The following is a 7,417-nucleotide window of genomic DNA, read 5'->3' as shown; positions in this document are numbered from 1 at the left end:
CATTATAACTATAATAAATAGAAAAAATAATGAATAAAATTTTATACAAAGATTATAAGATACTAATAAATTATAATAAATAAAATTTTATAGAAACATTAAAACTTAGAAAATTATAATAAATAAAACTTATTACAAAGATTATAACTTAGAAAATAAATTATAATAAATAAAATTTTATATTAATATTAGATATTAATACAATTAGATAAAATAAGAAATAAATTAGATATTAATAAAAGTATAAATCTAAAAATTGTTTTAACAGAATGATTAAAATGGATAAACTTAAAAAAACACAAATATTAAGTGATAGTGCACAATTTGATTTATGTGATTCTAAAAATAAATCAAAAAAATCAGAAGTAAATCTTCCAGGAATTTATCCTGCTACTGGTGCAAATGGATGTACTATACCACTTTTTAAAACATTATTAACAAATAAATGTAATAATGATTGTAAATATTGTATTAATTGTTCTAAAAGAAATTTTACAAGATTAGAACTTAGTCCAAGAGAACTATCTAAAGTTTTTCTTAATTATTATAATAAAGCATATGTTAATGGTCTATTTTTAAGTAGTGGTGTAAATCATTCAATAGATGAAACAATGGAAAATTTAATAGATACATGTAATATACTTAGAAAAGATTATGGATATCAAGATTACATACATTTAAAAATTATTCCAGGAGCATCAAAAGATCAAATAAAAAGAGCAATGGAACTTGCAGATAGAGTAAGTATAAATATTGAAGCAGCAAGTGCAAGTGGTTTAGCAGAATTATCAAGTACTAAAGATTATAATAAGGATATTCTAAAAAGACTTAAATGGATAGATAAAATAGCTAAAAGAGATAAAACACTTTGTCCATCAGGTGCAACTACACAATTAATAGTAGGTGCAAATAATGAAACTGATGATGAAATTTTAAAAAGAATGGAATCTATCTATAAAAAAACAGATTTAAGACGTACATATTTTTCAGAATTTATTCCAATAAATGGAACAGAACTTGAAAAAAATAATGAATGTAATTTAAAAAGAACAAACCAATTATATCATGCAGATGCTCTTTTAAATGATTATCATTTTAAAACAAAAGAAATGGCCTTTGATGAAAATGGAAATTTATCCTTAAACGAGGACCCTAAAATACTTGCTGCTAAAAAAATGGAAATATTTCCAATTGAAATCAATAAAGCAAATTATCATGATTTAATAAGAGTTCCAGGTATAGGTACAAAATCTGCAAGAAGAATAATCAATATAAGACGTAAAAAACCATTTAACAATATAGATGATTTAAAAAGATTAGGTGTAGTTACAAATAGAGCAGAACCTTATATAAAACTAGAAGGAAGCTATCAAAACTCTTTAGATAATTATTAATTATATTTTTATATTTTTTTAAAAAATTAACTTATAACTTATAAGTTATAAATATCTTAAAATAAAATATTAAAAATCAATTTAGAATAAAATTTAATTATAAAGATAAAAAACTAAAATAAATAGATAAATCTATAAAAGATTATAAAAACAAAATAAAAAAAATAATTAGAATAAACAAAAAAGAGACAAAAACAAAAAAATAATTAAAACAAAATAAAAAAATAAAAGAATATTAAAATTAAATATCTTTAAACAATTCCCAGATTTCTGGATATTTTCTAGAAACAGCTTCATCAATTAAAGATGATGCTTCTTTACTAATACTAAACTCTGGTTTTGTTTTCCTTAAATATCTAAATACAGCAGATGATCTAACAGACCATAATGTAATTCTTGGATTTTTCTTAACTATATCTAAAACTTCATTTACATGTTGCTGAACAAGATCATCATTTAAATCATTAGATTCGTCATCCTCAGTATTAGGTTCAGTACTTATAGGACTTGGTTTATCTTCTTTTTTAGGTTTTACTTCTTCTTTTTCTTCAACCTTAATTTCAGTTTCTTCTTCTTTTTCCTCTTTATCATGTAATACATCTTCTAATGATTCTGAAAAATTACTATCAAAATTTTCATCATAAAAATCTGAAGGAATTAAAGAATCTAAACCTCTTCCTAATCCATTATTCTTTTTAGGCATATTAAACCTCCTTATTCATTTTCTAAATTTAAAATTTCTTTAGCTAATTTTAAATAAGCAATAGCTCCACTACTTTCTTGATCATATAAAATACAAGGTTTACCATAACTTGGAGCTTCAGCTAACTTAATATTTCTTGGTATAATTGTCTTAAATATATGTTCTTTATTTTCAAAATACTTCTTAATTTCATTAAATACTTCTTTACTTAAACGAGTTCTAGTATCAAATAAAGTTAGTAAAATACCTTTAATAGGTGTTGGACTTTTAAGTCTATTTTGAACTAAATCAATTGTATTAATTAAATCAGCAACCCCTTCAAGTGCATAATATTCTGCTTGAATAGGTATTATAACACTATCTGCTGCAACTAAACCATTAATTGTAATGATTCCAAGAGATGGTGGAAGATCTATTAATATGTAATCAAAGTAACCTTTAATATCTTTAAGTAGATTTTTAAGAATTATATGATAATTATCTAATTTACTTAACTCTACTCCTACACCACTTAAAGAAATATTACTTGGAATAATATACAAATTTTTTATACTAGTACGAAAAGTAGTTTCTTTAATAGACACCTCTCCACTAATTGCAGAGTAAATAGTATGTTTTAATTTTGTTTTATTAAAACCGAAACTAGTCGTTGCATTAGCTTGTGGATCCATATCCACTACAAGAACAGCTTTACCCATAACTGCAAGAGATGTTGCAAGATTAACAACAGTTGTAGTTTTACCACAACCACCTTTTTGATTCATTATTGCTATTATTTCTCCCATGCCTAAACTCACAACTATAATTTTTTTAAAAAACTAAATTTAACGGTTATTTTATATAAATTAAAAATATGATAAAAAATTAAAAATTAAAATTTAATCATAAATAATTAAACTTAAAACTTAATACTTCTAAGTTAACCCTTATAAATTCTAACTTATTAATTAAACATTCTAAAGTATAAATTAAAACTTAAATCTGAAAACTTAATCCTTATAAATTTTAATGTATAAGTGAAAAATTTTAACTTAAAAAGTATCACTTATTATGTTTAACTTATTTCTTATATATTGTAATTTATATCTTATAAATAATATGTTAGAGGATATAAGTTATAAGTTATAACTTATAAAAATTAAGATAATTACTAAAAAAACAATAAAAAATATTATAACTTATAAGTTATAATGAATGAATTTAAAAAAATTATATAAAATAAAATAAGTATAATCTATATAGATTAAAAAATATTTAAAATAACTTATAACTTATAAGTAAATAAGGATTTCAAATAATTAATTGAAATAAGGGATAAAATGAAAACATTAGCAATAGACATAGGAACTGGAACACAAGATATCATTTATTATGATAATGAAAAAGAAATTGAAAACTCAATAAAATTAGTTTTACCATCTCCACACTTATTAATTGCACAAAAAATAAGAAATACAGAAAATAACATCTACTTCTATGGAGAAATAATGGGAGGAGGAAAATTAAAAAATGCAATATTAGAACATATGGAAAAAGGTTATGATGTTGTAATGGAAAAACACTGTGCTAAAACAATAAGAGATAATCTTAGTCAAGTTGAATCTTATGGAATAAAAACAGTAAATAAAGAAGATATAGATAAATATAAAGATTACACTAAAATAAAACTTACAGATATTGATATAGATAAATTATCTAATTTTTTAAAAGAATATGATCTTAATTTCAAATTTGATAATATTGCAGTTGCAGTACAAGACCATGGATATAATAAGGATATGGGAGATAGAAATTTCAGATTTGAAAAAATCAGAGAAAAATTAAACAAACCATTAAAACCAGAAGAATTTGGATGGTATGGAAATATACCAGAATATTATAGTAGAATGAAATCAGTGGAAAACACATTAAAAAATAAAACAAATATAGAAATTAAAAACACAGCATTAATAATGGATACTAAATTCGCATCAATATGTGGAATGTGTCATGATGATGAAAGTAAAAAATTAAACAGTTATATAGTTACAGATATTGGAAATGGCCATACAACAACAGCTTCAATAGAAAATGGAAAAATACAAGGAATATTTGAACATCATACAAGAAATTTAACAGAAGAATCATTAGAAAAATATATAAAAAAATTAGCTAATGGAACACTTACAAATGAAGAAATATATAATGATCATGGTCATGGAGCACATATACTAAATCCAATAAAAGAAATAGAAAAAGTAATTGTTACAGGACCAAAAAGAGGTTTAATTGAAAATACAAATTTAGATTATCATGAAGCATGTCCTGGTGGAGATGTAATGATGACAGGTACAATTGGACTAATAAAATCATTAGAATACCAATTAAATAATAAAAACTGATTAAATACAAGGAAGATAAAATGAAATTCGATCCACATATACATAGTACTTATTCAGGCGATGCAGTAAACACTCCAAAAGAAATAATAAAAAAGTCTAAAAGTCTTGGATTGGATATTATAGCAATAAGTGATCATAATACAGTAGAAGGAAATAAAGAAGCAAGAAAACTATGTAAAAATGAAGATTTATTTGTTATGCCTTCAATAGAAATTAGTACAAAATATGGCCATATCTTAGGTTTAGGTGTAGAAGAAAGAATAAATAAAGGATTAAGTCCAGAAGAAACTGTAGATTGTATACATGAACAAGGAGGATTAGCAATAGTCCCGCATCCTTATTGTTATTATAGAAATGGACTATTTTGTAAGTATAAAAATAAAAATTTAAATATTGATGGTGTAGAATCAAAAAATGCTAGATTTATATTAGGATACTCAAATTATATGGGTAAAAAACTTGCAAAAGAAAAAAACATAGCAGAAATAGGTTCTAGTGATGCACATTATAAAGAATTTATTATGGACTGTTATACTGAAATAGACTGTGAAAAAGATATTGATAGTATATTAAAAGCTATAAAAAATAGAAAAACCAAAGCATTAGGAAAAGGAACATCAAACATAAAATTAAGCATCTTTTTATTTAATAAACACATAAGAAAATTATACAAAAACTCAAATTAAAAAACAATAAGTAAAAAAAAATTAAAATCTAAAAAATAAATCAATGAAAAAAGCTATTAAAAAAATTTAATAAAATAATTTAAATAAATTAAAAAATTCATTTTAATAAATTAAATAATTAAAAACAATAATATTAAATATAGATATTTAGAAAGTAAATTATATAAAAATACAACAAATTGTACTTTTATAAACTAAATGTATATCGGAGGAAAAAAATGAAACGAAAACCAATATATAAAATGGATCAATTATATGAGAATTTACAAGACAAAATAACAATCTTCGATACTACTTTACGTGATGGAGAACAATCCCCAGGAGTAGCACTTACAGTAGACGAAAAAATTGAAATTGCACAAAAATTAGATGCTCTTGGAGTAGATAAATTGGAAATTGGTTTTCCAATAGCATCTGAAGGTGAAAAAGAAACTGCTAGATCAGTAAAAAAATTAGGATTAAATTGTACAATTTGTGGATTAGCACGAGCTGTATTAAAAGATGTAGATGCAGTTATTGATAGTGATCTTGACTATGTACATACATTTATAGGAACTAGTCCTCTTCATAGAGACTACAAACTAAAAATGTCTAAAGAAAAAGTTAAAGATAAAGCTGTAAAAACAGTAGAATATTGTAAAGATCATGGTTTAAAAGTAGAATTTTCAGCAGAAGATGCAACTAGAACTGAATGGGATTATTTAATTGATGTTTATAAAGCAGTTGAAGATGCTGGAGTTGATGTTATAAATGTACCTGATACTGTAGGTATTTTAACACCAATGGATGCAAAAACTTTAATTTATGATTTAAAACAAGAATTAAAAGTACCTATTAGTACTCACTTCCATGATGATTTCGGACTTGGTGTAGCAAATACTTTAATGGCTCTTGAAGCTGGAGCAGATCAATTCCATGCAACAGTAAATGGTATTGGTGAAAGAGCAGGAAATGCTTCACTTGAAGAGATTATTATGAATTTAATTGTTGAATATAACCATCCAATGGATGTAGATACAACAAAAATATACGGCCTTTCAGACTTTGTATCAAGAGTTACTGGTTTAAACATCCCACCAAATAAAGCAATTGTTGGTAAAAATGCATTTGCACATGAATCAGGTATTCATGTTCATGGTGTAATGGCAAATTCAAATACCTATGAAGCTATTAGCCCAGAAATGGTAGGTCAAACTAGAAGAATTGTTTTAGGTAAACAAAGTGGTGGACATGCTATTAAAGGTAAACTTAAAGAATATAACATACATTTAAATGATGAACAATTCAATGATGTATTTAGAAAAATTAAAGAATTAGGAGATAAAGGTAAAGCTGTTACTGATGATGATCTTAAAGCTTTAGCAATTAATGAAATGAACTCTGCAAAAGAAAAAGCTGTAAAATTAGAAGGATTATCTGTATCTAGTGGAGATACAGTATCACCTACAGCAACTGTAAGACTTTCAATTAATAATGAAGTGAAAGAAACTGCTGAAATTGGTGTAGGTCCTGTAGATGCAGCATTAAATGCAGTTCAAGCATTAATTAAAGATACTACATCTATTGAATTAGAACAATATCACATTGATGCTATTAATGGTGGTACTGATGCTCTTGGTGAAGTATTCGTAAGAATTAGTGATGATGATGGATACTATGCAACAGGAAGAGCAGCTAATGAAGATATCATTAAAGCAAGTGTACAAGCAGTATTAGATTCAATTAATAAACTTTTAATCATTAGAAAAGAAGAAATCAAAGAAAACTAATCTTTAAATTAATTAAAATAACAAAGGTGACATAAAATGACAGAAGAAAATATAATATATATAGGTAGTAAACCAGTAATGAATTATGTATTAGCAGTAGTTACTCAAATGAATAATGGAAAAAATGAAGTAATCTTAAAAGCACGTGGAAGAGCAATTAGTAGAGCAGTAGATGTTGAAGAGATTGTAAGAAATAGATTCATACCTGAATCAAATATTAGTGAAATTACAACTGCTACAGATAAAATTGAAAACGTAGATGGAAAATTTACTAATGTTTCAAGTATTACAATCCATATTATTAAATAGATTAGATTAAATATAATGTTTTCATGTGAAAACATTATTAAACTACTCTTTTAATTAAATCTTTTTTTATAAATACTAATTTTAAAAAATATAAAAAACTAATTTTAAAGTATTAATAAATTAAAAATCAAAAATTAATTTTAAAAAATCATTAAATAAGTAATTTTAAATAAAT

The 7,417-nt window shown here is 24.1% G+C and carries 7 protein-coding genes; 5 read left to right on the top strand and 2 right to left on the bottom strand.

What is annotated here, in order from left to right:
• Positions 1–278 precede the first annotated feature (278 nt).
• Complete coding sequence (locus BGI41_RS05580; protein WP_088539349.1) at positions 279–1,394, top strand: radical SAM protein; 1,116 nt, start codon at positions 279–281, stop codon at positions 1,392–1,394.
• Between the two features lie 241 nt (positions 1,395–1,635).
• On the opposite strand, the gene BGI41_RS05575 is transcribed toward BGI41_RS05580, so the two are convergent.
• Together BGI41_RS05575 and BGI41_RS05570 are read right to left on the bottom strand one after the other, a co-directional pair.
• Positions 1,636–2,097 (bottom strand): AAA family ATPase, encoded by a 462-nt coding sequence (locus BGI41_RS05575; RefSeq protein ID WP_088539347.1) that lies wholly within the window; start codon positions 2,095–2,097, stop codon positions 1,636–1,638.
• An 11-nt stretch (positions 2,098–2,108) separates the two neighbouring features.
• A complete protein-coding gene (locus tag BGI41_RS05570; RefSeq protein ID WP_088539345.1) occupies positions 2,109–2,882 on the bottom strand; it encodes a ParA family protein in 774 nt (257 codons plus the stop codon).
• Positions 2,883–3,416: 534 nt separating this feature from the next.
• Here BGI41_RS05570 and BGI41_RS05565 point away from each other — a divergent pair.
• The 4 genes from BGI41_RS05565 (at position 3,417) to albA (ending at position 7,242) form a co-directional block, all read left to right on the top strand.
• Positions 3,417–4,478 carry a DUF1786 domain-containing protein gene (locus BGI41_RS05565; RefSeq protein ID WP_088539343.1) on the top strand — a complete coding sequence of 354 codons (1,062 nt, stop codon included), beginning with the start codon at positions 3,417–3,419 and terminating at the stop codon, positions 4,476–4,478.
• Positions 4,479–4,498: 20 nt separating this feature from the next.
• Positions 4,499–5,164 carry a PHP domain-containing protein gene (locus BGI41_RS05560; protein ID WP_088539341.1) on the top strand — a complete coding sequence of 222 codons (666 nt, stop codon included), beginning with the start codon at positions 4,499–4,501 and terminating at the stop codon, positions 5,162–5,164.
• Between the two features lie 218 nt (positions 5,165–5,382).
• Positions 5,383–6,933: a 2-isopropylmalate synthase gene (locus BGI41_RS05555; protein ID WP_088539339.1), complete on the top strand. Its 1,551-nt coding sequence runs from the start codon at positions 5,383–5,385 to the stop codon at positions 6,931–6,933.
• 36 nt (positions 6,934–6,969) lie between these two features.
• On the top strand, positions 6,970–7,242 hold the full coding sequence (gene albA, locus BGI41_RS05550) for a DNA-binding protein Alba (RefSeq protein ID WP_088539337.1): 273 nt from the start codon (positions 6,970–6,972) through the stop codon (positions 7,240–7,242).
• The last annotated feature ends 175 nt before the right edge of the window (positions 7,243–7,417 follow it).

Source organism: Methanobrevibacter sp. 87.7, from assembly GCF_002208625.1.
In the GTDB taxonomy this organism is placed as follows: domain Archaea; phylum Methanobacteriota; class Methanobacteria; order Methanobacteriales; family Methanobacteriaceae; genus Methanarmilla.
This window is presented reverse-complemented; position numbering and strand designations above follow the sequence as displayed.